The 25,919-nt window shown below is 59.5% G+C and carries 16 protein-coding genes, 5 tRNA genes and 2 riboswitches; of the genes, 17 read left to right on the top strand and 4 right to left on the bottom strand.

What is annotated here, in order from left to right:
* Positions 1–37 precede the first annotated feature (37 nt).
* On the top strand, positions 38–2,143 hold the full coding sequence (locus BN4575_RS01700; protein ID WP_068976872.1) for a TonB-dependent hemoglobin/transferrin/lactoferrin family receptor: 2,106 nt from the start codon (positions 38–40) through the stop codon (positions 2,141–2,143).
* Positions 2,144–2,433: 290 nt separating this feature from the next.
* Positions 2,434–3,588 carry a 3-phenylpropionate MFS transporter gene (locus BN4575_RS01695; protein ID WP_068976871.1) on the top strand — a complete coding sequence of 385 codons (1,155 nt, stop codon included), beginning with the start codon at positions 2,434–2,436 and terminating at the stop codon, positions 3,586–3,588.
* 77 nt (positions 3,589–3,665) lie between these two features.
* Here BN4575_RS01695 and BN4575_RS01690 read toward each other — a convergent pair whose 3' ends face one another.
* From BN4575_RS01690 to BN4575_RS01680, 3 genes are read right to left on the bottom strand one after another with little or no spacing between them, the layout of a single operon-like run.
* On the bottom strand, positions 3,666–4,883 hold the full coding sequence (locus BN4575_RS01690) for a hypothetical protein (protein ID WP_068976870.1): 1,218 nt from the start codon (positions 4,881–4,883) through the stop codon (positions 3,666–3,668).
* Positions 4,884–4,890: 7 nt separating this feature from the next.
* On the bottom strand, positions 4,891–5,100 hold the full coding sequence (locus tag BN4575_RS01685) for a helix-turn-helix domain-containing protein (protein WP_005348179.1): 210 nt from the start codon (positions 5,098–5,100) through the stop codon (positions 4,891–4,893).
* Between the two features lie 7 nt (positions 5,101–5,107).
* Positions 5,108–5,656 (bottom strand): DUF2975 domain-containing protein, encoded by a 549-nt coding sequence (locus tag BN4575_RS01680; RefSeq protein ID WP_068976869.1) that lies wholly within the window; start codon positions 5,654–5,656, stop codon positions 5,108–5,110.
* A 215-nt stretch (positions 5,657–5,871) separates the two neighbouring features.
* Between BN4575_RS01680 and BN4575_RS01675 the strand changes: the two genes are divergently transcribed.
* From BN4575_RS01675 to BN4575_RS01600, 15 genes are all read left to right on the top strand, one after another.
* Complete coding sequence (locus tag BN4575_RS01675; protein ID WP_068976868.1) at positions 5,872–9,327, top strand: hybrid sensor histidine kinase/response regulator; 3,456 nt, start codon at positions 5,872–5,874, stop codon at positions 9,325–9,327.
* Between the two features lie 233 nt (positions 9,328–9,560).
* Positions 9,561–9,648, top strand: a riboswitch (cyclic di-GMP riboswitch).
* A 105-nt stretch (positions 9,649–9,753) separates the two neighbouring features.
* Positions 9,754–12,348, top strand: a complete 2,595-nt coding sequence (locus BN4575_RS01670) for a glycosyl hydrolase family 18 protein (protein WP_068976867.1) — start codon at positions 9,754–9,756, stop codon at positions 12,346–12,348.
* 507 nt (positions 12,349–12,855) lie between these two features.
* Positions 12,856–12,943: riboswitch (cyclic di-GMP riboswitch) on the top strand.
* Between the two features lie 99 nt (positions 12,944–13,042).
* A complete protein-coding gene (locus BN4575_RS01665; protein ID WP_068976866.1) occupies positions 13,043–15,664 on the top strand; it encodes a glycosyl hydrolase family 18 protein in 2,622 nt (873 codons plus the stop codon).
* Positions 15,665–15,742: 78 nt separating this feature from the next.
* The gene (locus BN4575_RS01660) at positions 15,743–17,668 is read left to right on the top strand and encodes a glycoside hydrolase family 19 protein (RefSeq protein WP_068976865.1); all 1,926 of its coding nucleotides are present in this window, start codon (positions 15,743–15,745) and stop codon (positions 17,666–17,668) included.
* A gap of 778 nt (positions 17,669–18,446) precedes the next feature.
* Positions 18,447–18,522 (top strand) — tRNA-Ala (locus BN4575_RS01650).
* Between the two features lie 27 nt (positions 18,523–18,549).
* A tRNA-Ala gene (locus tag BN4575_RS01645) sits at positions 18,550–18,625 on the top strand.
* A gap of 63 nt (positions 18,626–18,688) precedes the next feature.
* Positions 18,689–18,764: transfer RNA gene (locus tag BN4575_RS01640), tRNA-Ala, on the top strand.
* Between the two features lie 48 nt (positions 18,765–18,812).
* A tRNA-Ala gene (locus tag BN4575_RS01635) sits at positions 18,813–18,888 on the top strand.
* Between the two features lie 34 nt (positions 18,889–18,922).
* Positions 18,923–18,998, top strand: a tRNA-Ala gene (locus BN4575_RS01630).
* 140 nt (positions 18,999–19,138) lie between these two features.
* Positions 19,139–19,486 carry an HNH nuclease YajD gene (yajD, locus tag BN4575_RS21095; protein WP_042021689.1) on the top strand — a complete coding sequence of 116 codons (348 nt, stop codon included), beginning with the start codon at positions 19,139–19,141 and terminating at the stop codon, positions 19,484–19,486.
* A gap of 160 nt (positions 19,487–19,646) precedes the next feature.
* The gene (gene rstA, locus BN4575_RS01620) at positions 19,647–20,357 is read left to right on the top strand and encodes a two-component system response regulator RstA (protein WP_068976862.1); all 711 of its coding nucleotides are present in this window, start codon (positions 19,647–19,649) and stop codon (positions 20,355–20,357) included.
* A 21-nt stretch (positions 20,358–20,378) separates the two neighbouring features.
* On the top strand, positions 20,379–21,704 hold the full coding sequence (gene rstB / locus BN4575_RS01615) for a two-component system sensor histidine kinase RstB (RefSeq protein ID WP_068976861.1): 1,326 nt from the start codon (positions 20,379–20,381) through the stop codon (positions 21,702–21,704).
* Between the two features lie 54 nt (positions 21,705–21,758).
* A complete protein-coding gene (locus BN4575_RS01610; protein WP_005359970.1) occupies positions 21,759–21,941 on the top strand; it encodes a hypothetical protein in 183 nt (60 codons plus the stop codon).
* Between the two features lie 153 nt (positions 21,942–22,094).
* A complete protein-coding gene (gene mprF, locus BN4575_RS01605) occupies positions 22,095–24,644 on the top strand; it encodes a bifunctional lysylphosphatidylglycerol flippase/synthetase MprF (protein WP_068976860.1) in 2,550 nt (849 codons plus the stop codon).
* Between the two features lie 11 nt (positions 24,645–24,655).
* On the top strand, positions 24,656–25,360 hold the full coding sequence (locus BN4575_RS01600; protein WP_068976859.1) for an AcvB/VirJ family lysyl-phosphatidylglycerol hydrolase: 705 nt from the start codon (positions 24,656–24,658) through the stop codon (positions 25,358–25,360).
* Between the two features lie 77 nt (positions 25,361–25,437).
* Here BN4575_RS01600 and BN4575_RS01595 read toward each other — a convergent pair whose 3' ends face one another.
* Positions 25,438–25,818 (bottom strand): diacylglycerol kinase, encoded by a 381-nt coding sequence (locus BN4575_RS01595; RefSeq protein ID WP_068976858.1) that lies wholly within the window; start codon positions 25,816–25,818, stop codon positions 25,438–25,440.
* Positions 25,819–25,919: the final 101 nt, after the last annotated feature.

Raw genomic sequence — 25,919 nt, 5'->3', positions numbered from 1 at the left:
CGGCCTGTTTGATAACAGTTCTCAATAAGGATTCGCTGTGACCCATCATAACGCACTCTCTCTGGTTGCCCTCGCCGTGGCGGCCGGTCTCTCCTCCCAGGTCTTTGCTGCCACCCAGAAGGCGGATGAAGTCGTGGTCGTCAGCGGCTCACGGATGGAGCAAAAACTGGAAGATGTCTCCGGCCCCATCTCGGTGATCACCGCCAAGCAGATTGAAGAGCAGGTCGTCACCAACGTCGCCGACCTGTTCCGCTACGAACCCGGTGTGACCGTGCTCGGCGGTCAGGGTGATGCGCAGACCTTCATCATCCGCGGCATGGGGGAAAACCGGGTCAAGGTGGTGCGCGACGGTGTGCGCCAGAACGATGCTTACAGCAAGGGCGGTGTTGGCCAGAGCTACTTCGATACCGACATGATCAAGCAGGTAGAAGTGGCAAAGGGGCCCGCTTCTGCCGCCTACGGCTCCGATGCGCTGGGTGGCGTGATTGCCATCACCACCAAGGATGCCAGCGATTTCCTCAAGGGCAAGGATAGTTATCTGGACGTGACCAGCGGTTACGCCTCCAGCAGCCACCAGAAGATGGCGGGCTTTACCGGCGCCCTGCGCACTGGTGAAGTGGAGAACCTGCTGCGCTACACCTGGCGCGATGGCGGTGTGACCCAGAATTTCGACTCCACCAAGAACGACTTCGATATCGGTACCCAAGCCTTGCTGCTCAAGAGCAAGTGGAACCTCTCCGATGAGCAGTTCCTCAAGCTGACCGTTGACTACCTGACCGATGGCGAGGAGCCGGATGCGGTCAAGCTCAACAAGGTCGGTACCGGTACTGCCCGTGTCTTTGATCAGCCCATCACCGACAAGCAGACCGACAACCTCTCAGTGGTGCTGGATCACGGCATCGCGCTCAATCAAGGCTGGGCCGATCGGATGGATAGCAAGGTTTACTTCGCCCGCACCAAGCAGACGCTGGATCAGTACGCCTCATCCAAGTATCCGGTCAGCCCCGGCAACCCCTATGTGACCAAAAACTCGCTGGATCACAACGTGTTCGATCAGAAGAACATCGGCGCCCAGCTGCAGTTCCACAAGGCGGTCGCCAACCATCGCCTGGCCTGGGGGGCTGAATACGAGCACACCGACAACGAACGTACCCGTTACAAGGGGCCGACGACCCCCGGTGATTTTGTCGGCTACAACGAGCTGAGTTTCCCGGCTACCACCAGCGAGCGCAGCGCCCTGTGGGCCTTTGACGAGATCAAGTTTGGCGAGCGCTGGGTGCTGACCCCGGGTGCCCGTTATGACTACTACCGGATGACTCCGGACAAGGATCCGGCCTACACAGGCGACAAGCTGCACAAGTTCTCCGAAGGGGAGTTGTCACCAAAGCTGGGTCTGGTGTTCAAAGCCCACGAGGCGGCCAACCTGTTCGCCCAGTACAGCCACGGCTTCAAGGCTCCCATGTATGACAGCGCCTTCTCCACCCTGAACCATCAGGCGTACGGCTATCGCATAGAGCCCAACCCGAACCTCAATCCGGAGAGCAGCGACGGCATCGATCTCGGCGTGCGTGGCAGCAGCAACGGCTTCAGCTATGAAGTAGCCAGCTTCTACAACAAGTTCGAAGATTTCATCGAGATGGTGGAAGTGGGCAAAGAGGGGCGCACCGCCGTCTACCAGTACCAGAACCTGAGCAAGGCGACTACCAAAGGGGTCGAAGCCAAGGCGGATTACTGGCTCAACGACATCGTCAATGTCTGGGGCAACCTCGCCTACATCGAAGGCAAGGATGGGGATGGCAACTACATCAACAGCCTGAGCCCGCTGAACGGCTCCGTCGGTGTGCGTCTGGAACAGGCCCAATGGAACTTCAACACAGCCCTGCGCTTTGCTGACGACATGGACAAAGTCCGTAAAGACAGCAAAGGCAAGGATTACGTGAAGAGCGCCGGTTGGGGTGTGGTGGATATGTACGCCCAGTTCAACCCGATGACCGACCTGCAGCTCAACGTCGGGGTCTTCAACCTGTTTGACAAGGAGTACACCAGCTACGAGCGCATCGCCGGTCGTGCCGAGGGCTCCGATAACAGCATGATGACCGAACCGGGCCGCAACCTGAGTGCACGGGTCAAATACGTATTCTAAAGAGCAAACAACAGACGCAGATGATCAAAGGGGCTTCGGCCCCTTTTTTGTCGCCGCCATGTTGTGACGATGGAGCAGAGCAGATGTTTGCCTAAAAAAAGAAACCCGCCATGGGCGGGTGGAAGGATTGCAACACTAACCAGGAGGAGGTGTTACCAAGTAGACCCTGTACCTTCGGTAATAGTTCAATTTTGTTGAAGTTTTTTCGTTTTCTTAGCGGGGTTTCCATCGGGATCTGTGGGGGCGGATGGGTTATCATTCTGCTCCCGTCATCCGGTTGCAGAGGATCTATGCCCGCGTTCTCTTGGTTAGCGCTCTTTTTCGGCGCATTCTATTTTGTCTACGGTGCTTACTTGCCATTCTGGTCGCTCTGGCTGGAGGGGGTGGGCGTCAGCGCCGAGATGATTGGTCTCCTGCTGGGGGCGGGGATGGCGATCCGCTTTGCCGGCAACCTGATGGTGATGGGGCAGATCAAGGGGGCGGGCCATCTGCTGCCGGTTACCCGGTTGCTCTCCCTGCTCAGTCTGCTGGCGTTTCTCGGCTTCTATCTCAGTCATAACCTCTGGTGGCTGGTGGGCTTGACCCTGCTGGCGAATTTTATCTATCCGACCCTGATGCCGGTGGGGGAGGCGCTGGCGACCCGCATGGTGGTGCAGGCTCACCTCGATTACGGCAAGGTGCGGCTATGCGGTTCCTTTGCCTTTATCGTCGCCTCTACCCTGGTGGGGGCGCTGGTGGGCAACTTCGGTAGTGACTGGATTTTGCACACCATGGTGGCGGGGCTGGTGCTGATGCTGCTGCTCAGCTGGTTGCCGCTCTATCCCGCACCACAGGATAGTCAGGGCGAGCGGGCCAAAGCCTCCCTGCTGGCAACCCTGCGCAGCGCGCCGGTGCGCCGTTTCCTGCTGCTGACCGCTCTGCTGCAGGGGAGCCACGCCGCCTATTACGGTTTCAGCGCCATCTACTGGAAGGCGCAAGGGTATAGCGGCACCATCATCGGCTATCTCTGGGCGCTCGGGGTGGTAGCGGAGATCTGCATGTTCGCCGCTGACAAGCGGTTCTTGCAGCGCTTTGGCGCCCAGAGCCTCTTTATCGCCGGTGCCATCGGTTGTGTGGTGCGCTGGGTATTGCTGGGGGCCTCGACCGAGTTGTGGGTACTGGTGCTGGGGCAACTGCTCCACTCGGTCACCTTTGGCATGAGCCATCTGGGGGCTGTGCGCTTCATGACCCGCCAGCTACCGGCCGAACAGTTGATCCCGACCCAGGCGCTCTATGCGGCCCTTGGCCTCGGCATGACGGTGGCGGCCCTGATGGCACTTTGCGGCGTGCTGTTCGAGCCTCTCGGCGGCGGCATCTTCTTCCTGATGGTGCTGGTGGTCTTGCCGGTGTTCTTCCTGCGGCTGCACCCCTTTGCGCCGTCTGCGCAGGAGAGTGCTCCAGCCTGATATTTGTCTATTTGAATCATCACCTAACAAAAGGGAGAGCCACGGCTCTCCCTTTTTCGTTGTTGCAGTTTGCGGCGTTACTGCTGCTCGCCAAGATAGAGGCGGCTGAGACGGCGCCAGGTATCCGAGCCGATGGTGCCGGCAAGCAGCTCATTGGATGCAGCATCAAAGCGGCCATCCGGCAGCCAGCCCAGTTGGGGCAGCAGTTGCGCCAGCGTCACGTCATTGTGCTGCAGCTCCCGCTCCAGCGCTTCCCAGAAGGCGCTCCCCTTGACGTAAAAGAGCGGGTAGTAGGAGTGATCGCCCGCCAGCACCTCGCGAGCCGCCCGATAGAGGCCGCTCTCGCTATGGGGTAGCAGTTTGCCCCGCTCGGCCAGCTCGTTGACCGCTGTGACCTGATGCAGCCGAAAGCGGCGCAGCGCTTTGATGGCAAGGTATTCGGCGAGGCTCTCGTTGACCCAGGTGGGCTGTGGAGCAGTACGGCGAGCGCTGAGGATATGCACCGCCTCGTGGGCCGAGGTGCGCAGCAGGCGCAAGGGGGCCTGTGGCGTCGGCTTGCCAGCCTCGGTGGGGTAGTTGGCGACAAACACCTGATCTCCGGCTGCGCCGCCAAGGGAGCGGGTCGCCACATCCCGCCCCAGCCACACCAGTTGCCACGGGTGAGTGGGCGGATCCACATCGAGCTGGAAGGCCAGATAGTCGATGATCTCATTCAGTTGCTGCTGCAAGGCCGGCAGATCGAACTGGTTGGCGGTCTCGTCATGGCTCAGCACCAGCCGCGGATCCGGCTTGGTGACGGGCACTGTGTCCAGACCAAACGGCAGGATCAGCGGCGGCTGGTTGACATCCGGCAGTGGTTGGCAGCTGCCATCCGGCAGACAAACCTTTCCTTGGCGACTCCCCATCTGGCGCACAAAGTTACCCCACTCGGTCAATAGCCACTGATTGGGTGCGAACAGAAGCGACTGTTGGGCCGAGGCATCAGCACCCACTGTCGGAGCCGGTGTGAGCGTGATCTGCCAGCCGATCTCTTTGCAAGAGAAGGGCTGGTTGAGGGCAACCGGCTGGTTGTCTGCAAGGCAGATCAGCGCGGGGGAAACCGGCGCGGCACTGCCCGGCAACTGGCGGGCGGGGAGCAGGGTAAAAGGGGGCTTGCCCTGCATGGTGAGGCGCACTTGCAGCACATTGGCGCTGGCGCCCTGCTCGATATGGTAGCGGGGGCCGTTCGCGTCATTGCCAGCGCAGGCCCACAGCGGCAGCAGCCACAGGGCAAACAGGGTGATATGACGACTCATAAGAGGGTTAGCGCTCCTGCTCGTAGCCCAGCAGATCGCCGGGCTGGCAATTGAGTTCACGGCAGATGGCCTCCAGAGTGGAGAAGCGCACCGCCTTGGCGTGGCCATTTTTGAGGATCGAGAGGTTGGCCTCGGTGATGTCGATGCGCTGGGCCAGCTCGCGGGCGGTCATTTTGCGCTCGGCCAGGAGGGCATCGAGTCGGATGATAATGGGCATAGGATCCTCACACCGTCAGTTGCTGTTCATCGGCCAGCAGTTTGGCCTCGCGCATGACCAGTGCCAGCGCCAGTACGATCAGTCCCGCCAGCAGTACCCGGAAATCGGAGGTACTCAGCGCTATGGTACCGAGTACTTCCGGGCCTCTCATGGTGAGCACCATATCCAGCAAGGGGGTCAGGATCAATTCGACCAGGAAGGTTGTACAGAGCAGCAGTCCGATCTGCCGATAGCGGCGGATCTGCTCGAAGGTGAAGAGCAGACCGGCGCGGTAGCCGCGAAACAGCTGACGCAGTTGCCAGAGCATCATCATAAAGACCAGATCCGGCAACAGCTGCACCAGGGTGCCGAGCAGCCGGGTGGAGAAGTGAAGGGGATAGTCGGCAGGATTGATGCCGGGGCGGCTCAAGATGGTGTTGAGCTTCTCCTGCAGAAAATCGGCGCCACCGAAGGGGGTCCACACCTCCAGCAAGGTGATCAAAGGGGTCGCCAGCAGTGCCAGCAGCAGCAGCCATTCGATCAGCATGCTCGAGCGTTCGAGTTTATTGGAGATCATCTCATTCCTCACTGTGATGGTTTTATCTGAAAGGTAAAGTTTATCGTTTATCAATATTTACACCGGCAATGTTTATTGTTTTACGATATACAGTCAAGATAAAACTTATTGAAAAACGATAATTTCAATCTCTCCGAAGGGGATGACTTTTGGCTGCTGCCTCTCTAGACTGGCGAGGTTGTATACAAAAACTCAACATGGACAAGGAGTTATCGATGCACCAGGGATGGCTGCTGATCGGATTGTCGCTCACCTATCTGGGGCTGCTGTTTCTGATCGCCTTCGTGGCAGACAAGCACAAACGGCACCGTCTCAAGGGGCAACCGCTGCTATACAGCCTGTCGCTGGCAGTCTACTGCACCTCCTGGACCTTCTTCGGCACCGTGGGGCAGGCGAGTGAATCCCCCTGGTCGCCGGTGCCCATCTACCTTGGCCCCATGCTGGTCTTTCTGTTTGGCTGGCGGCTGCTGGCCCGCCTTATTCTGGTGGCCAAGCGCGAGCACATCACCTCCATCGCCGACTTTATCGCCGCCCGTTACGGCAAATCCCAGCGGCTCGCCATGGTGATCGCCCTCATCGCCATCATGGGGATCCTCCCCTATCTGGTGTTGCAGCTCAAAGCCATCGTCACCGGGCTGGATCTGCTGATGGTCAACAGCGGCGGCATCAGCCCGACCAGCAATACCAGTGAGCTGGCGCTCGGGGTCACTCTGCTGCTGGCGTTGTTCAGCATCCTGTTCGGTACTCGCCATCTCGATGCCACCGAGCACCACAGGGGGATGGTGGTGGCCATCGCTTTCGAGTCGGTGGTCAAATTGCTGGCCTTTATCGCGGTGGGGGGCTTCGCCCTCTGGCTGATTTTGAGCAAACCCGGCGAAGCTCACGAGCAGGTGACCCGCGACTTCTTTGCGCAGGTGGTGGCGGTGAGCCCCGGCAACCTGCTGGAGCTTGCCATTTACACGGTGTTGGCGATGTGCGCCGTTATCTGCCTGCCGCGCCAGTTTCATGTGACTGTGGTGGAGAACAATCAGGGGCAGGATCTGCACTGGGCGCGCTGGATCTTCCCGCTCTACCTGTTCGTGATGGGGCTCTTTATCTGGCCGCTGGCACTGGCGGGCAAACAGTGGGTCGGGGCTGACATGGCCTCCGACACCTATGTGATCAGTCTGCCGATGGCCCTCGGTTTCGATGGCATGGCGATGCTGGCGTTTCTCGGCGGCACCTCGGCGGCCACCGGCATGGTAATCGTCTGCACCATCGCGCTGGCGATCATGGTGAGCAACGATCTGGTGCTGCCGGTGCTGCTGCGCCGTTTCTGGCGGCAGGGACGCGACGAGCGGCTGGTGCGGCTGCTGCTGCAGGTGCGCCGCGGCGCCATTCTGCTGATCTTGCTGGCGGCCTGGGGGCTCTACCTCTGGCTCGGCGATCTCACCAGTCTCTCCCGCATCGGCTATCTCTCGTTTGGCGCGGTGGCCCAGTTTGCACCGGCCCTGCTGCTCGGTCTCTACTGGCGTCACGGCAATCGCAAGGGGGTCTATCTTGGTCTCTTCCTCGGGGTGAGTCTCTGGTTCGTGACCCTGCTGGTGGAGAGCGGGTTGCTGGCCGGTTCACCGCTGGCCGAGCTGCTGGCGCCGCCGGACTGGCCCGCGTTTCGCGATCTTAGCCTGGGCGCCTGGTGCATCTTCCTGAGTCTCGTGCTCAACCTGCTCGGCTACGTGGTGGGTTCGCTGCTGTCGCGCCCGGCGGTGAGCGAGCGGTTGCAAGCGGCCAACTTCGTCGGCAAGCCGAGCCGCGATACCGCCGCCCTCTATCAGGCGCGGGTCTCGGTCAAGGAGCTGGAGATGCTGGCGGCCCGCTTCGTCGGTTCGAGCCGGGTCAAGCGCGCCTTTGGCCGCTTCGCCGGTGAGCGGGGCGGCACCCTGGCGCCCCAGATGCAAGCCTCGGCCGAGCTGATTGCCCACACCGAGCGGCTGCTGGCGGGGGTATTTGGCACCTCGTCGGCACGGCTGGTGCTCGCCTCTGCCCTGCAAGGGCGCAATATGCAGCTCGAGGAGATCGCCACCATCGTCGATGAGGCCTCCGACGTGTTTCGCTTCAACCGCGGCTTGCTGCAGGGGGCGATCGAACATATCGGGCAGGGGATCTCGGTGGTGGATCGGGAGCTTCGGCTGGTGGCCTGGAACCGCCGTTACATCGAGCTGTTCCACTATCCGCCGGGGCTTATTCAGGCAGGGCGTCCCATCGAGGAGATCATCCGCTACAACGCCCAGCAAGGGCTCTGTGGCCCCGGCGATATCGAGGATCATGTGGCACGGCGGGTCGCCTTTATGAAGCGGGGCAGCGCCCATATCTCGGCGCGGGAGCGCCCGGACGGGCGGGTGATCGAGATGCAGGGCAACCCCATGCCCGCCGGCGGTTTTGTCATGACCTTTACCGACATCACCCCGTTTCGCGATGCGGAGCGGGTGCTGCGCGAAGCGAACGAACATCTGGAGGCGCGGGTGGCCGAGCGCACCCGTGAGCTCTCTGAACTCAACCGCCAGCTGCTGCTGGTGAACCAGCAGGTGGAGCGGGCCAATCAATCCAAGAGCCGTTTTCTGGCGGCGGTCAGCCATGATCTGACCCAGCCCCTCAATGCCGCCAAGCTGTTTACCTCCTCCCTGTTGGAGATGCTGCCAGCATCTGGCGATCAGGCCCGCATCGCCCGCCATATCGACGATGCGCTGGGGGCGACCGAGGATCTCATTACCGATCTGCTCGATATCTCGCGGCTCGAAGCGGGCAAGTTCAAGGCCAAGAAGCTCGACTTTGCCCTGCGCGATCTGCTCGACAACCTCAAGGCGGAGTTTGGCGTGCTGGCGCAGGCGGGAGGGATCCACTTCTCTGTGGTGGAGAGCAAGCTCGCGGTACACAGCGATGTGCGGCTGCTGCGTCGGGTGTTGCAGAACTTTCTCACCAATGCGTTTCGCTACAACCCGGGGGGCCGGGTGCTGCTCGGTTGCCGCCGGATGGGGGAGAAGATCCGTATCGAGGTATGGGACAACGGCCCCGGCATCCCGCAGGACAAGCAGGAGGCGATCTTCGACGAGTTCTCCCGCCTCGATCACTCCCGTACCGCCAAGGAGCAGGGGTTGGGTCTGGGGCTTGCCATCGCCCGCGGCATCTCGCAGGTGCTCGGTCATCAGCTCACATTGCAGAGCTGGCCGGGCAAGGGATCGGTCTTTGCGGTGACCCTCAATCTGGCGACCCGGCCGGTCACGGCCCATCAGCTGGCGGCGCCGGTGGCGCGCGACAGCCAGCTGGAAGGAGTTGCCGTGCTCTGCATCGACAACGAGCGGGACATTCTGACCGCCATGAGCACCCTGCTCGGCCGTTGGGGCTGCGAGGTGCACTGTGCCGTCGATCTGGCCGAAGCCGAGGCGCTGGTGGCAGAGGGGTTTGTGCCAAGACTGGTGCTCTCCGATTATCACCTCGACGATGGCAAGACCGGGCTGGAGGCGCTGGCTGCCCTGCAACGGGTGTGTGGCGACGAGCTGGGAGGCATCATCATCAGCGCCGATCGCAAGAGCGAGTTGCAGGTGCAGATCCGCGAGCGGGGGTATGGCTACATCAGCAAACCGGTCAAACCACTCAAACTGCGGGCACTGATGAACAGCCTGCTGCTGCGATAGCAGACCCGGGGCGGCAAGCCGTGAACCGGCTCACAAAACCGCACAAATATGGCGGCAGCCATCGTCATGGTGGTTCGTCATACATGGCCCCGGATTGGCGATGATCCCTTCACTATTTCGTGTGATAACGACCGATAGCCATTCTGGTCAGCCACTTGTTGTGAAAGTCGACAGTAGCGCACCTGATCCGCTCACTCTATAGTCGGGATGCGATTATTTTTATCGCGAATGAAGTAGCTAAAGGGCAAACCGATCGCAAGGTCGGGACGCAAAGCTTCCGGTCCAGGGATGAGCCGTACTTGAGATAGCGGGGCCACCACAGGTTGTTGTTGTGCACCTTTGCCAAGAGGCCGCACTGCTGTCTGGGTTACCTGTCAGGGCGTCGCCCTTTTCGTTGCCTACATAACGAAATAGGGAAATATAACAATGCTAAGTCCAAAGCCTACCATGCTGGCCCTCGCGGTCGGTCTCTGTTGTGCCACTTCTGTTTATGCTGCGCCCCCCGGCAAGCCTGCCATTGCCGCGGGCCCCACCAAGTTTGCTATTGTGGAGGTTGATCAAGCCGCCAGCGCCTACAACAATCTGGTCAAGCGGAAGGATGCCGCTGACGTCGAAGTGAGCTGGAACCTCTGGAGTGGCGATATTGGCCAGACCGCCAAGGTGCTGTTTGATGGCAAGGAGATGTGGTCCGGCCCCTCTGCCGCTGCAGGAACGGCTAAATTCAAGGTGAAGAAAGGGGGGCGGTACCAGGCTCAGATAGCCCTCTGCAACGCCGATGGCTGTACCCTCTCTGATGCCAAGGAGATCGTGGTTGCCGATACCGACGGCAGCCATCTGGCGCCACTCAAGGCGCCGCTGCAGGAGAACAACAAGCCCTACGCCAACAAGTCCGGCAAGGTGGTGGGGACTTACTATGTGGAGTGGGGGGTCTATGGCCGCAAGTTTACGGTGGACAAGATCCCGGCCCAGAACCTGACCCATATCCTCTATGGTTTCACCCCCATCTGCGGCGGGGATGGCCTCAACGACAGCCTCAAGGAGATCGAAGGGAGCTTCCAGGCGCTGCAGCGGGCGTGCGCAGGCCGGGCCGACTTCAAGGTGGCGATGCACGATCCCTGGGCCGCCATCCAGATGCCGCAAGGCAACCTCACTGCTCATGACGAGCCCTACAAGGGCAACTTTGGCGCCCTGATGGCGCTCAAGCAGGCTTATCCGAGCCTCAAGATCCTCCCCTCGGTCGGCGGCTGGACCCTCTCCGATCCCTTCTATTTCCTCGGTGACAAAACCAAGCGCGACGTGTTTGTCGGCTCGGTGAAAGAATTCCTGCAGACCTGGAAGTTCTTCGACGGTGTGGATATCGACTGGGAGTACCCGGGCGGACAGGGCGCCAACCCGAAACTGGGCAGCCCGAGCGATGTTGCCACCTATGTGGCCCTGATGAAGGAGCTGCGGGCCATGCTCGACGAGCTGGAGGCCGAGACCGGTCGCCAGTATGAGCTCACTTCCGCCATCGGGGCGGGGGGCGACAAGATCCAGGATGTGGACTACAAGGCGGCCCAGCCCTACATGGACCACATCTTCATGATGACCTACGACTACAACGGTGCCTGGAGCAACACCGAGCTGGGTCACCAGACCAACCTCTATGCGGCGAGCTGGGATCCCGATACCAAGTACACCACCGACAAGGCGGTGAATCAGCTGCTGGCGCAGGGGGTTGAACCGGGCAAGCTGGTGGTCGGTGCCGCCATGTATGGCCGTGGCTGGACTGGCGTGAGTGGTTATCAGGGCAACAACCCCTTCACCGGCAAGGCGACCGGCAAGGTGAAAGGCACCTGGGAGGACGGGGTGGTGGATTACCGCGACATCGTCAACAACCGGATGGGGGCGGGCTGGGAGAAGGGCTACGACGAAGTGGCCGAGGCGCCCTATCTGTTCAAGGCGGCGACCGGCGATCTCATCACCTATGACAACGAGCGCTCGGTCAAGGCCAAGGGGCAGTATGTGCTGGCCAACAAGCTCGGTGGCCTCTTCTCCTGGGAGATCGACGCCGACAATGGCGACATCCTCAATGCCATGCACGAGGGTCTGGGTCACGGCGAGGGAACCACTCCACCAGCCCACAAGCCGCCGCTGGCCAATGCAGGCAGTGACCTCAAGGTGACCGGCCCTACCGAGGTGACGCTGGATGGGTCGGCCTCACACGACCCGGAAAACAGCGCGCTCAGCTACAGCTGGAAGCAGGTCTCCGGCCCGCAGGCAGCTCTGCTTGATGCCACTCAGGCCAAGGCCCGTGTGGTGCTGGACGCCGTGTCCGCCGACATCAATCTGGTGTTCGAGCTGACGGTGACCGATGACCAGCTGTTGAGTGCCAAGGATCAGGTTGTTGTCACCAACAAGGCGCCGCAAGCCAATCTGGCGCCGGTGGTGAGTCTACCTGCCACGGCCTCTGTGGAGGCGGGCAAGCAGGTGAGCATCAAGGCGACCGCCTCCGATCCGAACGGTGATCCGCTGACCTACCAGTGGAGCGTGCCGGCAGGCATCACCGCAACGGGTCAGAACAGCGCCACCCTGGTGGTCACTGGCCCGAGCGTCACCAGCGACACCGGCTATGACCTGAGCGTCACCGTCTCCGACGGCGGGCTGGATGCCAGCGCGGCAACCCGTCTGACGGTCAAACCGGCCAGCAGCGGCGGTGGTTGCACGGCGACTGATCCGGATGCGGCCAACTGGCCAGTCTGGAAAGCGGCAAGCACCTATAACAGCGGTGACAAGGTGAGCCACAACCAGCTGGTGTGGCAGGCCAAGTACTGGACTCAGGGCAACGAGCCGAGCCGCACCACGGATCAGTGGCTGCTGGTGAGCAAGGTGCAACTGGGTTGGGATGCCAATGTGGCCTACAACGGTGGCGAGATCACCACTTATAACGGCCGTCAGTGGAAGGCGCAGTACTGGACCAAGGGCAATGAGCCCGGCAAACACGACGTCTGGCAGGATGTGGGGGCCGCCAGCTGTAAATAAACAAGAGTTGAATGGTCGCGGGGCATGCCAGTCATGCCCCGTTTTTTTGTCTGGCAATCAGTGCCAGCGCCTCTTTACACCACTGCGTTCTGACATTCAGTTGGCCACCACGCCACTTTTGGGTTGGGGGCGGTCGTTACGGCCTCGGCGTAAAGTCAAACGAACAATTTTGTCGTATCTGAATGGTCAACCTGGTGGGGAGGGGCTTGCGGGGCCGGTGACAAAAGGGCGGTGAGAAAACCACTATCAATTCGGCATCTCACAAATGACAATTTTGTTAGTTATTGTTTTTTATCGGTTTATTTTATGGCTCGATCCATGCCCAAGCCATGGCCTCTGTTGTTGTGAACAAAGTGTATGTTTCAATTATCTGTTTTTAAACAATTAATCCTTATAAATTAAACGCTTGTGACGTTTTTTTTCGGGGAAAAAGGCAATGGTCGGATTTGCTTAACCCCTTGAATACCCATATAGTCAATCAGCGATTATTTATCGCCAAGAATAAAGTTGTGATAAGGGCAAACCGATTGAAAAGTCGGGACGCAAAGCTTCCGGTCTAAGGGACATGTTGACCTAGGATAGCGGGGCCACCACAGTGTTATGCAGACTGCCTTTGCCAAGGGGTGGTCATTTTTGTGTTACCTGTCGTGTTGCGTTGCCCTTTCGTTTTTTCCATAACGTAAAGGAAAGCAATATGCTAAGTCCAAAACCCGCATTGCTGGCCATGGTGGTCAGTACCCTGCTCGCTTCATCTGCTGCTTATGCTGCCGCTCCGGGCAAGCCTGCCATTGGTTGGGGCCCCACCAAGTTTGCCATCGTCGAAGTCAACCCCTCCGCGAGTGCATACAACCAACTGGTGACCCGCAAAGACGCCGCCGATGTCACCGTTACCTGGAACATCTGGAGTGGCGATATTGGCCAGACCGCCAAAGTGCTGCTGGATGGCAAGGAAGTGTGGTCTGGTCCCTCTTCAGCGGCCGGTACCGCCACCTTCAAGGTGAACAAAGGTGGTCGCTATCAGATGCAGGTCGCGCTGTGTAACGGCGATGGTTGCACCCTGTCTGATGCCAAAGAGATCCTGGTTGCCGATACCGATGGTAGTCACCTTGTTCCGCTCAAGCCGACTCTGCAGGAACACAACAAGCCCTATGCCAACAAATCCGGCAAGGTAGTCGGTACCTACTTCGTTGAGTGGGGCGTTTACGGTCGAAATTTCCCGGTAAACAAGATCCCGGCACAGAACCTGACCCATATCCTCTATGGCTTCACCCCGATTTGCGGCGGTGATGGCATCAACGACAGCCTCAAAGAGATCGAAGGGAGCTTCCAGGCGCTGCAAAAATCCTGTGCCGGTCGCGAAGATTTCAAGGTTGCGATCCACGATCCTTGGGCTGCGATACAAGCACCACAAGGTACGCTGGGTGCCTGGGATGAGCCCTACAAGGGCAACTTCGGTAACCTGATGGCCCTCAAGCAGGCCTATCCTGACCTGAAAATTCTCCCGTCTGTTGGTGGTTGGACTCTCTCCGATCCCTTCTTCTTTATGCATGACAAAGCCAAGCGTGATGTGTTCGTTGCCTCGGTCAAAGAGTTCCTGCAGACCTGGAAGTTCTTTGACGGCGTCGATATCGACTATGAGTTTCCGGGTGGTGACGGCGCCAACCCCAACCTGGGTGACAAGACCAAGGATGGGGCTACCTATGTGCTGATCATGAAAGAGCTGCGCGCCATGCTCGACGAGCTGGAAGCAGAGACCGGTCGCACCTATGAGCTGACCTCTGCCATCGGTGCCGGTTATGACAAGATTGAAGATGTGGATTACAAGGCTGCCCAGCAGTACATGGATTACCTCTTCGTGATGAGTTACGACTACAACGGTGGCTGGAGCAATACCCAGCTGGGTCATCAGGCCAACCTGTATCAAGCGACCAATGGCTCCGCCAACAAGCGTTACAACACCAATGAAGCGGTCAATCAGCTATTGGCACAAGGTGTCGATTCCGAAAAACTGGTGGTCGGTGCGGCGGCTTATGGCCGTGGCTGGAAAGGGGTGAGCGGCTATCAGGGCAACGATCCCTTCACCGGTACCGCGACTGGCAAGATCAAGGGTACCTGGGAAGATGGCGTGATCGATTATCGCCAGGTCGTCAATAACCACATGGGTGCGGGTTGGGAATACAACTACGACGAGACCGCCGAAGCGGCGACCCTGTTCAAGCCCTCCACTGGCGAGCTGATCACCTATGACGACGAGCGTTCAGTCAAGGCGAAAGGCCAATATGTGCTGGCCAACAAGCTGGGTGGCCTCTTCTCCTGGGAGATCGATGCCGACAACGGCGACATCCTCAACGCCATGCATGAAGGTCTCGGCCATGGTGAGGGGATCACCCCGCCAGTCAACAAGCCGCCGGTCGCCAATGCGGGCAGCGACGTGACTGTGACCGGCCCGGCCTCCCTGACTCTGGATGGTTCAGCCTCCCACGATCCGGAAAAAGGCACCCTGACCTACAGCTGGAAGCAGGTCTCCGGTCCGCAAGCTGTGCTGGGTGATACCACGCAAGCCAAGGTGCGAGTCGATCTGAATGCCGTGAGCGCCGATACCGCGCTGGTATTCGAGCTGAGCGTGACCGATGACCATCAATTGAGTGCCAAGGATCAGGTGGTGGTGACCAACAAGGCGCCGCAACCCAACCTGCCTCCGGTGGTCACTCTGCCCGCCAGCTTCAAAGTAGAAGAGGGCAAGCAGGTGAGCATCACCGCCAAGGCATCCGACCCCAATGGCGACGAGCTGATCTACCAATGGCAAGTACCAGCCGGTATCTCGGCCACCGGCCAGAACAGCGCCACCCTGGTGGTCACCGGTCCTGCAGTGGATGTTGAAACCGGTTATGACCTCTCTGTGACTGTCTCCGATGGCGCACTCGACGCCAGTGCGGCAACCCGTCTCACCGTTACACCGATCAATGAAGGCGGTGACGGTGGGGAAGGTGGTTCATGCAATACCACCGACCCGGAAGCGGCCAACGTCCCGGCATGGCAGACCAGCAAGGTCTACAACGGCGGTGACAAGGTGAGCCACAACCAGCTGGTATGGCGTGCCAAGTACTGGACCCAGGGCAATGAACCGAGCCGCACTGCGGATCAGTGGTCACTGGAGAGCCAGGTTGAGCTGGGTTGGAACGCCGCGGTTGTCTACAACGGCGGGGAACTGACCAATCACAACGGTCGTCAATGGAAGGCCAAGTGGTGGACTCAAGGTAATGAGCCGGGCAAGCACGATGTCTGGGTTGATGTTGGTGCAGCAAGCTGCCGTTAAGTTGACATCATTATGATTGTGGCGGGGTCTGTTTAGACCCCGTTTTTGTCTGCTAATAAAGTTAAGAGAGCAATAATAATGAAAAAAAATCGCATCACCCTTCTGCTTGCCGGATTGATGCTCAGTGGCCACCTGTGGGCGGCTGAGGCATACAACATTAACAAATCCTATCCGGGCGGTAGCCAGGTCAACTACAACGGCCAGGTATTTGAAGCCAAGTGGTGGGTCAACCCGGGCCAGACCCCCGGCATGGCGGCCGCCGACGAGTGGGATACCCCGTGGAAGCTGATCGGCGAAGGTGAAGTGACCCCGCCGGACAATGGCGACGGTGATGACAAGCCCACTCCGCCAACACCTACACCGCCGGATGGCAGCACCGCTCCTGTTTATATGAGCCAGGCAGAGCTGGATGCCAAAGAGCAGACGTTGACCGACTTCCCCGGGATGGCCGCGGTCAAGGCATCCATCGCCACCCGCGACAATCTGGTGGTGGAAGCGGTGCAAGCGGGCCGAGCCGACAACCCGGATAACGTCAAGCTGGTGGAGAGCCTGCTCAGCGAGAGCCAGTTTAACTACCTGTTCCCCCTGCGAGCCCCCGAGTACAGCTATCGTGGTCTGTTGCAGGCGGCGGCCAAGTTCCCGGCCCTGTGCAGCAACTACAGCGATGGTCGCGATGCCGAGGCTATCTGTCGCAAGACCCTCGCGACCATGTTTGCCCACTTCGCCCAGGAGACCGGTGGCCACGAGAGCTGGCGTCCGGAAGCTGAATGGCGTCAGGCGTTGGTCTATGTCCGTGAGATGGGCTGGACCGAAGCGATGCGTGGCGGCTACAACGCCGAGTGCAGCCCCAGCGTATGGCAGGGTCAGCAGTGGCCATGCGGCACCTTCGATAATGGCGAGTTCAAGAGCTATTTCGGTCGTGGTGCCAAGCAGCTCTCTTACAACTACAACTACGGCCCCTTCTCCGAGGCGATGTTTGGCACGGTGCGCACCCTGCTCGACCAGCCGGAGCTGGTGGCTGACAGCTGGTTGAACCTCGCCAGTGCGGTGTTCTTCTACACCTATCCGCAGCCGCCCAAGCCTTCCATGTTGCACGTCATCGACGGTACCTGGCAGCCGAACGACCATGACAAGCAGAACGGTCTGCTACCCGGTTTCGGGGTGACTACCCAGATCATCAACGGTGGCGTTGAGTGTGGCGGCAATGCCGAGCATGCCCAGTCCCAGAACCGTATCAACTACTACCGCGAATTTGCCAACTACCTCGCCGTGCCGGTACCGGCTGACGAAGTGCTGGGTTGCAAAGGGATGAAGTACTTTGACAACGAAGGCGCCGGTGCCCTGCCTATCTATTGGGAGCAGGACTGGAGCTATGTGGCCGAGAACCCGAACGGCGGCAAGAGCTATGCGTGCAAGCTGGTGGGTTACCAGACCCGTTTCAGCGCCTTCAAGGAGGGGGATTACACCCGCTGCATCCAGCATTTCTATCCAGAGGTGGTGATTGAAGACAATGGTGGCGGTACCAACCTGCCACCGGTGGCCAGCATCACTGGCCCGGCGCAAGCCGAAGGCGGCAGCAAGGTCACCCTCTCCGCGCAGCATTCCAGCGATCCGGAAGGCAAGCCGCTGGCGTATGCCTGGACCCTGCCTGCCGGCGCCTCCGCCCCGGCACTGGATCAGGTCACGCTGGAGCTGACCCTGCCCCAGCCGGCCGCTGATACCAAGCTGGCTATCAAGCTGACGGTGACCGACGAAGGGAGCCTGAGTCGCAGTGCTAACCACGCCCTGCTGGTCAAAGGGGAAGAGGGGGGCGTAACCCCACCGGATGGTGACTACCCGGCCTACAAGGCGGGCACTCCCTATAAAGCGGGCGAGCGCGTGAGCAATGGCGGCGCCAGCTACGAGTGCAAACCGCATCCCTACACCGGCTGGTGTTCCGGTGCAGCCTGGGCTTATGAGCCAGGCAAGGGAACCGCATGGAGCGATGCCTGGATCAAGCTGTGATCCGGCAATGAGCCAATGCAATAAAAAATGGGGCCTGCGGGCCCCATTCTCGTTTGGTGGAGTTCAGGTTTGGCCGAGGACTCTCTCTGGCCGGGACAGGACAGCTCCTGGATGGCGCTGCGATAGGATGTGCGTGATGTAGTTTTATTACTTTTATTGGTGAAATACTTTCACAGCTTACTTGCCGTAGCGAAAGTAGTATTCACGGGTGGACGGTGCATAGGCATCTTTCTCTACAATGCCGCTCTTGGTGGTTGCGCCCTTGAGGCGGAACAGGACTGCCAGATTCTCAAACATGGTTTACCTCATCGCTCTGTCATTTATGGTTATGGTGTGTGACCTGGGTCACGGTTTGATCCTATGGTTATCTGTGAGCTGGATCAACTTTTTATGTTGTAAATTTACGAAAATCATAGAAAGGGTTTTCAAGTGCAACATTCTTTATGGAAAGGGTTTCTTGTTCATGGAGAGGGTTGATTGGGGTGATGAGAGCGAGTCTGTTTGCGCGCCCGCCACTAAAGGCAAGGGATCGGCAGCGTTGCATCCGAAAAGGGCCTGCTTCACGGACGGCACTCTATCGTGGCTTGAGATCGAAGTTTGAGCCGATTTGTGACATAAAACAGAGAGATAGCATGCTCCTTGCTGGTAAAAACAGCGGACTGCTGCAATTTTGACTAAACGAATCAATGGCAGTTATTTTAGGGTTGACAGCAAAGCTCACGATGCCTATCATCCGCCTCCGTTGCCGGAGATAACTTCGTCAGCGCCGAGGTGAGTTGGGGTTATAGCTCAGCTGGGAGAGCGCTTGCATGGCATGCAAGAGGTCCGCGGTTCGATCCCGCGTAGCTCCACCAATTATCCTCGAACAATCTGGAATCAAAGGGGTTATAGCTCAGCTGGGAGAGCGCTTGCATGGCATGCAAGAGGTCCGCGGTTCGATCCCGCGTAGCTCCACCAGGTTCCTGATTGAAATGAAGTGCCCAGGGCAATGCGGTGTGTATCACCCAGGCCGACCTTTGTGGGGTTATAGCTCAGCTGGGAGAGCGCTTGCATGGCATGCAAGAGGTCCGCGGTTCGATCCCGCGTAGCTCCACCACTATTTAGGATGAATGGCCGCCAGAACCATTCATTCAGTACCGAATTTGGGGTTATAGCTCAGCTGGGAGAGCGCTTGCATGGCATGCAAGAGGTCCGCGGTTCGATCCCGCGTAGCTCCACCAAATTCAGAATGACTGCAGGTCATTCACACAAATCGGGGTTATAGCTCAGCTGGGAGAGCGCTTGCATGGCATGCAAGAGGTCCGCGGTTCGATCCCGCGTAGCTCCACCAAATTCTTGTGACAAGAAACAAAAAGGCCACCGCATCGCGGTGGCCTTTTTGTTGTACGAAAATTTTATTTCTCCAGCCGAGCGGTGTGGCAGCAGTGGTACCATATTGCATTCACATGTTCAGGTAGGCTGGTATCAATTATGGCAATTATCTCTAAGCACTACGCGCAGCTGGAAAGCGGCTACCGTGAAAAAGCCCTGAAACTCTATCCCTGGATATGTGGACGCTGCTCTCGGGAGTTTGTGTACTCTAACCTTCGCGAACTGACGGTTCATCACATCGATCACGACCATACCAACAATCCTGAAGATGGCAGTAACTGGGAACTGCTTTGTCTGTACTGTCACGATCATGAGCATTCAAAATACACCGAAGCTTATCAATATGGCTCAACGGTCGTTGCTGGCGAAGATGCCAAAAACGCTGCCGGTGGTGCGACCCATAACCCCTTTGCTGATTTAAAAGCGCGGATGAATAAGAAGTCGTAGAGGGATTGCTGACAGAATGGATTCACACCCCTTTGCGGGTCAGCTCCCTGCGGGTGGTGTAATAGGGACGCAGATGTTCCTGGCGTATGGTTGAGCTAGGTGACCTAATTGTTATGCTGGCCGTCATCGTGTCTTTATCCATTTCGAATGGAACTTTTCTATGCAGCGCATTCTTTTTGTTGAAGATGATCCCGAGATTGGCCAACTCATCAGCCGCTGGCTTGGTCGCCACGATATGGAGGTGATCCTCGAACCCAGAGGGGATATGGCACTGGCCCGGGTCGAGGCCGAACAGCCCGATCTGGTGCTGCTCGATATCATGCTGCCGGGGCAGGATGGCATGTCCCTCTGCCGGGATCTGCGGCCGCGCTTTGATGGCCCCATAGTGATGCTCACCTCGCTGGACAGCGACATGAACCAGATCCTGAGTCTGGAGCTTGGCGCCAACGATTACATCCTCAAAACCACCCCACCGCCAGTGCTGCTTGCCCGCCTGCGGGTGCAGTTTCGCCAGCACCAGCAAACATCAACCCAACCCGTTGCTACCAACAACGTGCCTCAGCAACTGCAATTTGGCCGGTTGCACGTCGATGGACCGGGTCGGGATGTGCGGCTCGACGGCGAGAGCATTGCCCTCTCGACCGCTGACTTTGATCTGTTGTGGGAGCTCACTTGCCACGCAGGCCAAATATTGGGACGGGAAACCCTCTTTCGCAGCCTGCGCGGTCGGGAGTATGACGGCCAGGATCGCAGCATGGATGTGGCCATCTCCCGCCTGCGCCGCAAGCTCGGGGATGACCCCAACAACCCGACCCGGATCAAGACGGTCCGCCAGAAGGGCTATCTGTTCGTTCCCCACGCCTGGGAATAACCCTCTTTCGGGAGCACCGCCATGCGCCGTCTCTTTATCCAGTTCTATCTGTTGCTGATCGGCTGTTTTACCCTGGCCATCCTGCTGGTGGGCGTGGTCTATCAGGTGACTGCCGAGCGGGCGGGTGACCGCTACCTCGAGCGGATGATGCAAGGTTCCCTTGGCCTGTTGACCAGCGAGTTAGCGAGAACTCCGCCACAGCACTGGCCCGATCGGCTGGCCGAGCAAAGCAGCCAGTTTACCCTGCCCCTCAAGGTCGGCGAACTGGCGCGCCAACCACTGGCCAGCGAGGATCAGGCCTTTCTGGCCGCAGGGAACATCGTCATCGTCGAAGAGGATGACACCTTCCTGCAGCGTGTCCCCGATACCGATCAGGTGCTGATCGTCGGCCCGGTGCCCTATCTCTCCTATCTGCACGAACTCCACTGGGTCGATGTGGGGCTGCTGCTGGTGATCGGCCTTTCTCTCGGGTTGCCACTGCTGCTTTGGCTGCGCCCCCACTGGCGCGGCTTGCTCCAGCTCGAGCAAATCGCGCGCCGGGTGGGAGATGGGGATCTCTCCTGTCGTACCAACCTGCCGCAAGGCAGCAGCCTGGCCCGGGTCGGCCGCACCTTCGATCAGATGACCGCCCAGTTGCAAGCGATGCTCGCCAGCCGCAAGCAGCTCACCGATGCCATCGCCCACGAGTTGCGCACCCCGCTGGTCCGGTTGCGCTATCGGCTTGCCATGCTCGCTCCAGCGCCTGCCGAGCAGGAGCAGCAGGCGCTGGAGCGGGATCTGGGGGCGCTGGACTCCCTTATCGATGAGATGCTCACCTATGCCAGGCTGGACCGGCCCGAGCTGCCACTCAAGCTCGATGAGCTGGAACTGGTGGAGTGGGCGGAGCTCCACTTTGGAGACTGGCAGGCACTGCGCCCGGAGAAAGCACTGGCTTTGCAACTGCCGGTCATCCAGATGCCCTGGTGCGGCGATCAACGGCTGTTGACGCGCGCCGTGGAGAACCTCATCGGCAACGCCCTGCGTTATGCCGAGAGTCGGGTCACCCTCTCGCTCTCCCGGTTGCAGGATAACTATCTGCTGGAGGTGAGTGACGACGGACCGGGGATCGATCCCGCGCTGGCGCCCCAGATCTTCGAGCCGTTCGTGCGCCTTGATCAGAGCCGGGATCGTCGCACCGGCGGCACCGGACTGGGGCTGGCCATCGTGCGCAGCATTGCCCGTCATCACGGGGGGGATGTGGCGTTGCTGGCCAGTGACCACGGCGCCCGCTTCTGCCTCACCCTACCTGTACATTTGGATACAAACCGTCACCAACCGCTCACTGAAGGGCCGCTGCAACCGTCATAGGATGACTGTCATGGAGAACGCTCCATAACATCAACCCGAATAAGGAAATTGAACATGAAAAAAATTATCCCCCTGACCCTGGCAGCCGTCTTCGCCCTCACTTCCGGTTTCACCATGGCGGCCACCCCGACCAAGACAGCCACACCGCAGACGACCCAGACCAAGGTGGTGAAAAAACACCATAAAGCCACCCACGCCAAGACCCCTGCCGTCAAAGTCGCGCCGAAAACCAAGTGATCCAACTGGTCACTTGATAGCACCAAGGGAGGCTGACGCCTCCCTTTCCATCTCTTCACGAAATTTTCCTGACGAGCGCCTCCCTCGTCCAAACCGGATCCACGACCCGGCTCCCCCTTTGCGGGAAACGGTCAATGACCACAGGAACATGGCATGTGGCGTCATCTGCTTAAATGGCTCGGCCCCTTGTGCAGCTTGCTGCTGCTCGGCACCGCACTGACCGTGCTGTATCACCTGACCCAGACATGGCACTGGCACGATATTCGTTTGGCCATCTGGTCCCAACCCCTGCCGCGACTGGCGGGCGCCCTGTTGCTGACCCTGCTCAGTTATGGTTGTCTCTGCAGCTATGACATGCTGGCGCTCCATGCGCTGGGCAAGCGCCTTCCCTGGCAACAGGTCAGCATCACCTCCTTTATCGCCTACACCTTCTCCAACACCCTGGGATTTGCCCTGCTGACCGGCACCTCGGTACGCTATCGCCTTTACTCCGCACTGGGGCTCGCCACCGGAGAAGTGGCCCGCGTGGTGCTGTTCTGCTCCATCACCTTCTTCCTCGGCCTGCTGGCGTGGGGAGGTGGCGCCCTACTGACCTGCGATGTATCACAGTTGCTGCCTGACTGGCCGCAATGGGCAGACACCCTGCTCAAGCTGGCGGGCATGATGGCTCTGCTGTTGGTGGCCTGCTACCTCTGCTGGCCCACACACCGTCTCTCCTGGCGCGAACACAGCCTGATCCTGCCCGGCTTCAAGGTTCGTCTGTTGCAGCTGTTGGTCGCGCTGGCCGACTGGATGGCCGCCGCCGCCGTACTGTTCGTGCTGTTGCCTGCAGATAGCGTCCCCTACCCTGTGCTGCTCAGTGCCTTCGTGCTGGCCAGCTTCCTCGGGGTACTGGCCCACGTGCCGGGCGGGATCGGGGTGTTCGAAGCGAGCATGAGCATGTTGCTGGCTAACTACCTGCCAACCGACAAGCTGCTCGCCTCGCTGCTGCTCTATCGCTGCATCTACTACGTGCTCCCCTTCCTCTGCGCGTTGCTGCTCTTTACCAGTCAGGAGATGCTGCAGCAGAAAGCGCGCTGGCAACGGCTGCAGGGGATCATGAGCGCAGTGCGCGAATTTCTGCCCGCCCTCATCAGCCTGGGCACCTTTGCAGCCGGCAGCCTGCTGCTCTGCTCGGGGATGATCCCCACCATGCGCAGCCGCATCGAAACACTGCTGCAGGTGCTGCCACTCCATCTGCTGGAGCTCTCCCACGTCCTCGGCAGCGTGAGCGGGGTGCTGTTGATCCTGCTGGCCCGCAGCCTCTATCGCCGCCATGATGCCGCGTTTCGCATCAGCCAGTTGCTGCTGGTGCTGGGAATGACCTTCTCCCTGCTCAAGGGGGGAGGCTGGGAGTCCACCCTGCTGCTCGGCAGCTTTCTGTTGATCATGACGCCCTGTCGCCCGCTCTTCTATCGCAAGGGATCCCTGCTGCATGCCCAGTTCACTCCAGGCTGGCTTGTCTCGGTCGGTGCCGTACTGCTGGGGGCGCTGTGGCTGCTGCTTTTTTCCTACCGTCAGGTGGAGTATGACCACGCCCTCTGGTTCCACTTCTCCCCTCACGGCGGTGCCGCCAGAGGCCTGCGCGCCATGGGTAGCGTGGTGGCCGTGCTGGCAGTCGTCGGGGTTGCACAGTTGCTGGCGCCGCTGCGTATCGTGGGCAACAAGCCGGATAAAGAAGCGCTGGCACGCGCTCATGCGCTGGTGGTGCGGGACGGCGGGGGCCACGGCTATCTGGCCCAGCTGAAAGATAAATCCCTGCTGTTCCACCCCGCCGGTGACGCCTTTTTGATGTATGGCATCGAGGGCAACAGCTGGATTGTGATGGGGGATCCGGTCGGTCGCCCCGAGCTGATTGAAGAGCTGCTCTGGCAATTTCGCGAGCGCTGCGACGAGCACGACGCCAACCCGGTCTTCTATCAGGTGTCGGCCCGCTACCTTCCCCTCTATCTGGAGCTGGGGTTGATCCCCTTCAAGCTCGGCGAAGAGGCGATGGTCGATCTGACTAGCTTCGATCTGGCGGGCAGCCGGCTGCGCAACCTGCGCCAGAGCCACACCAAGGGAAAACGGGAGGGGCTGATCTTCGAAGTGGTGGAGGCCACTGCCGTTGCCCCCTTGCTGCCGAGGCTGCAAGCCGCCTCCGATAGCTGGATGCAGAGCAAGATGGGCAAAGAGAAGGGCTTCTCGGTCGGCCGGTTTGATCCCGACTACCTCACCCTGAGCCCGGCGGCGCTGGTGCGGCACGAAGGGCAGATCGTCGGCTTTGCCAACCTCTGGGTCAGCGACAACAAAGAGATCTTATCCATCGACCTGATGCGCTACAGCCTGGATAGCGGCACCGCCCCCATCATGGATTTTCTCTTCGTCGAGCTGCTGTTGTGGGGCAAGGAGCAGGGGTATGTCTACTTCAATCTGGGGATGGCCCCCATGTCCGGTTTCAATGACCACCCGCTCGGCAGCTACTGGGATCGCCTCGGCAACACCCTGTTTATGCGTGGCAGCCGTTTTTACAACTTTCAGGGGCTTCGCCGTTACAAAGAGAAGTTTTCGCCCAGCTGGGAGCCACGCTATCTGCTCTGCAGCAGCAAGCTGGCACTGCCAAGAACCCTGACTCACCTGATCACCCTGATTAGCCGCGGCCCGCTGGGGCTGATCAAGAAATAGGAGCATGGCCCATGAGAGCCTTGATATTGCTGTTACTCAGTCTCGTACTGCCCATCTCGTCATTTGCGGCGCAAGCTGCCCCGGTCAAGGATGATCTGAGTTTGATTGAACTGCCGGTCAAGCAGCCATTCGACGCCCCCATGGTGGTGTTTCTCAGCGGCGATGGCGGCTGGGCGGCCCTCGACAAAGGGTTAAGCGCCCAGTTGCAACTGCACGGCATGCCGGTGGTGGGCTGGAGCTCCCTCAGCTACTACTGGAAGAAGAAAACCCCGGAGCAGGTGACTGCCGATCTGGAGCGGATCCTCGACGATTACCAGGCTCGCTGGCAACGCCCGCGCTGGCTGCTGGTGGGCTTCTCGTTTGGTGCCGAGATAGTCCCCTTCGTCATCAACCGACTGCCGGAGCGCTATCGCCAGACTCTGGAAGGGGCTGTGATGCTATCTCCCTCCACCAGCTCGGATTTCGAGATCCATGTCAGCGACATGCTGACTCACAAGGCCCGCAGCTACCCGACCGAACCGCAGGTGAAGACCATCCGCGATCTGCCGATGATCTGCCTGCAAGGAGCCGATGACGATGACGGCGACCGCCTTTGTCCGCGCCTCAACCAAGCCAATGTCACCACCGTCACGCTACCGGGGGGGCACCATTTTGAAGATGACTACCCCCAGCTCTATCAGGCCATCACCAAACACATGTCCCTCACCACGCCCTGAGTGGCAATTAAAAAAGAGAGGGCGGCCAAGTGGTCGCCCTCTCTGTTTATCCGGCGTCTCTTGCCAACCACGCCTGATTACCACCACCCCAGCAGGTTGCGCCCGGTCAGCGCGCCCCACACCAGCGCATTGAGCGCCAGTGCAATGAAAACGGCAGCGGAGCCCATGTCCTTGGCACGGCCGGAGAGTTCGTGATGCTCGGCGCCAATTCGATCGACCACCGCTTCAACGGCAGAGTTGAGGATCTCCACAATCACCACCAGCCAGCTGATGACGATCAGCAGCAAGATCTGGTTAAGGCCGTCGCCAACGAAAAAAGCCAGCGGCATCAGCAACAAAATGAGCAGTAGTTCTTGGCGAAAAGCGGCTTCATGCTGCCAGGCCGACGAGAGCCCTTTCATGCTGTAGTTGGTTGCATGAATGATGCGAGTGATCCCTGTTGCACCGGGTTTTGCCATTTCCTTTTCCTCTTTTCATGGTGAACACGTCATGGTGAACACGCCCCTGCTGTATAGAAAACCTGAACCCTGGCAGGGGCGTTTACGTGACAAATTAAACA

Source organism: Aeromonas sp. EERV15 (assembly GCF_900079845.1).
GTDB classification, from domain to species: Bacteria; Pseudomonadota; Gammaproteobacteria; order Enterobacterales; family Aeromonadaceae; genus Aeromonas; species Aeromonas sobria.
Note: the sequence above shows the minus strand (reverse complement) of the source record. Positions and strands in the feature narration are given on the sequence as shown.

What these genes read in the sequence shown, in the direction of transcription:
- BN4575_RS01695 (WP_068976871.1), top strand. Translation starts at nt 2,434, where the DNA reads ATGCCCGCGTTCTCTTGGTTAGCGCTCTTTTTCGGCGCATTCTATTTT.
- BN4575_RS01690 (WP_068976870.1), bottom strand. Translation starts at nt 4,883, where the DNA reads ATGAGTCGTCATATCACCCTGTTTGCCCTGTGGCTGCTGCCGCTGTGG.
- BN4575_RS01685 (WP_005348179.1), bottom strand. Translation starts at nt 5,100, where the DNA reads ATGCCCATTATCATCCGACTCGATGCCCTCCTGGCCGAGCGCAAAATG.
- BN4575_RS01680 (WP_068976869.1), bottom strand. Translation starts at nt 5,656, where the DNA reads ATGATCTCCAATAAACTCGAACGCTCGAGCATGCTGATCGAATGGCTG.
- BN4575_RS01675 (WP_068976868.1), top strand. Translation starts at nt 5,872, where the DNA reads ATGCACCAGGGATGGCTGCTGATCGGATTGTCGCTCACCTATCTGGGG.
- BN4575_RS01670 (WP_068976867.1), top strand. Translation starts at nt 9,754, where the DNA reads ATGCTAAGTCCAAAGCCTACCATGCTGGCCCTCGCGGTCGGTCTCTGT.
- BN4575_RS01665 (WP_068976866.1), top strand. Translation starts at nt 13,043, where the DNA reads ATGCTAAGTCCAAAACCCGCATTGCTGGCCATGGTGGTCAGTACCCTG.
- BN4575_RS01660 (WP_068976865.1), top strand. Translation starts at nt 15,743, where the DNA reads ATGAAAAAAAATCGCATCACCCTTCTGCTTGCCGGATTGATGCTCAGT.
- yajD (WP_042021689.1), top strand. Translation starts at nt 19,139, where the DNA reads ATGGCAATTATCTCTAAGCACTACGCGCAGCTGGAAAGCGGCTACCGT.
- rstA (WP_068976862.1), top strand. Translation starts at nt 19,647, where the DNA reads ATGCAGCGCATTCTTTTTGTTGAAGATGATCCCGAGATTGGCCAACTC.
- rstB (WP_068976861.1), top strand. Translation starts at nt 20,379, where the DNA reads ATGCGCCGTCTCTTTATCCAGTTCTATCTGTTGCTGATCGGCTGTTTT.
- BN4575_RS01610 (WP_005359970.1), top strand. Translation starts at nt 21,759, where the DNA reads ATGAAAAAAATTATCCCCCTGACCCTGGCAGCCGTCTTCGCCCTCACT.
- mprF (WP_068976860.1), top strand. Translation starts at nt 22,095, where the DNA reads ATGTGGCGTCATCTGCTTAAATGGCTCGGCCCCTTGTGCAGCTTGCTG.
- BN4575_RS01600 (WP_068976859.1), top strand. Translation starts at nt 24,656, where the DNA reads ATGAGAGCCTTGATATTGCTGTTACTCAGTCTCGTACTGCCCATCTCG.
- BN4575_RS01595 (WP_068976858.1), bottom strand. Translation starts at nt 25,818, where the DNA reads ATGGCAAAACCCGGTGCAACAGGGATCACTCGCATCATTCATGCAACC.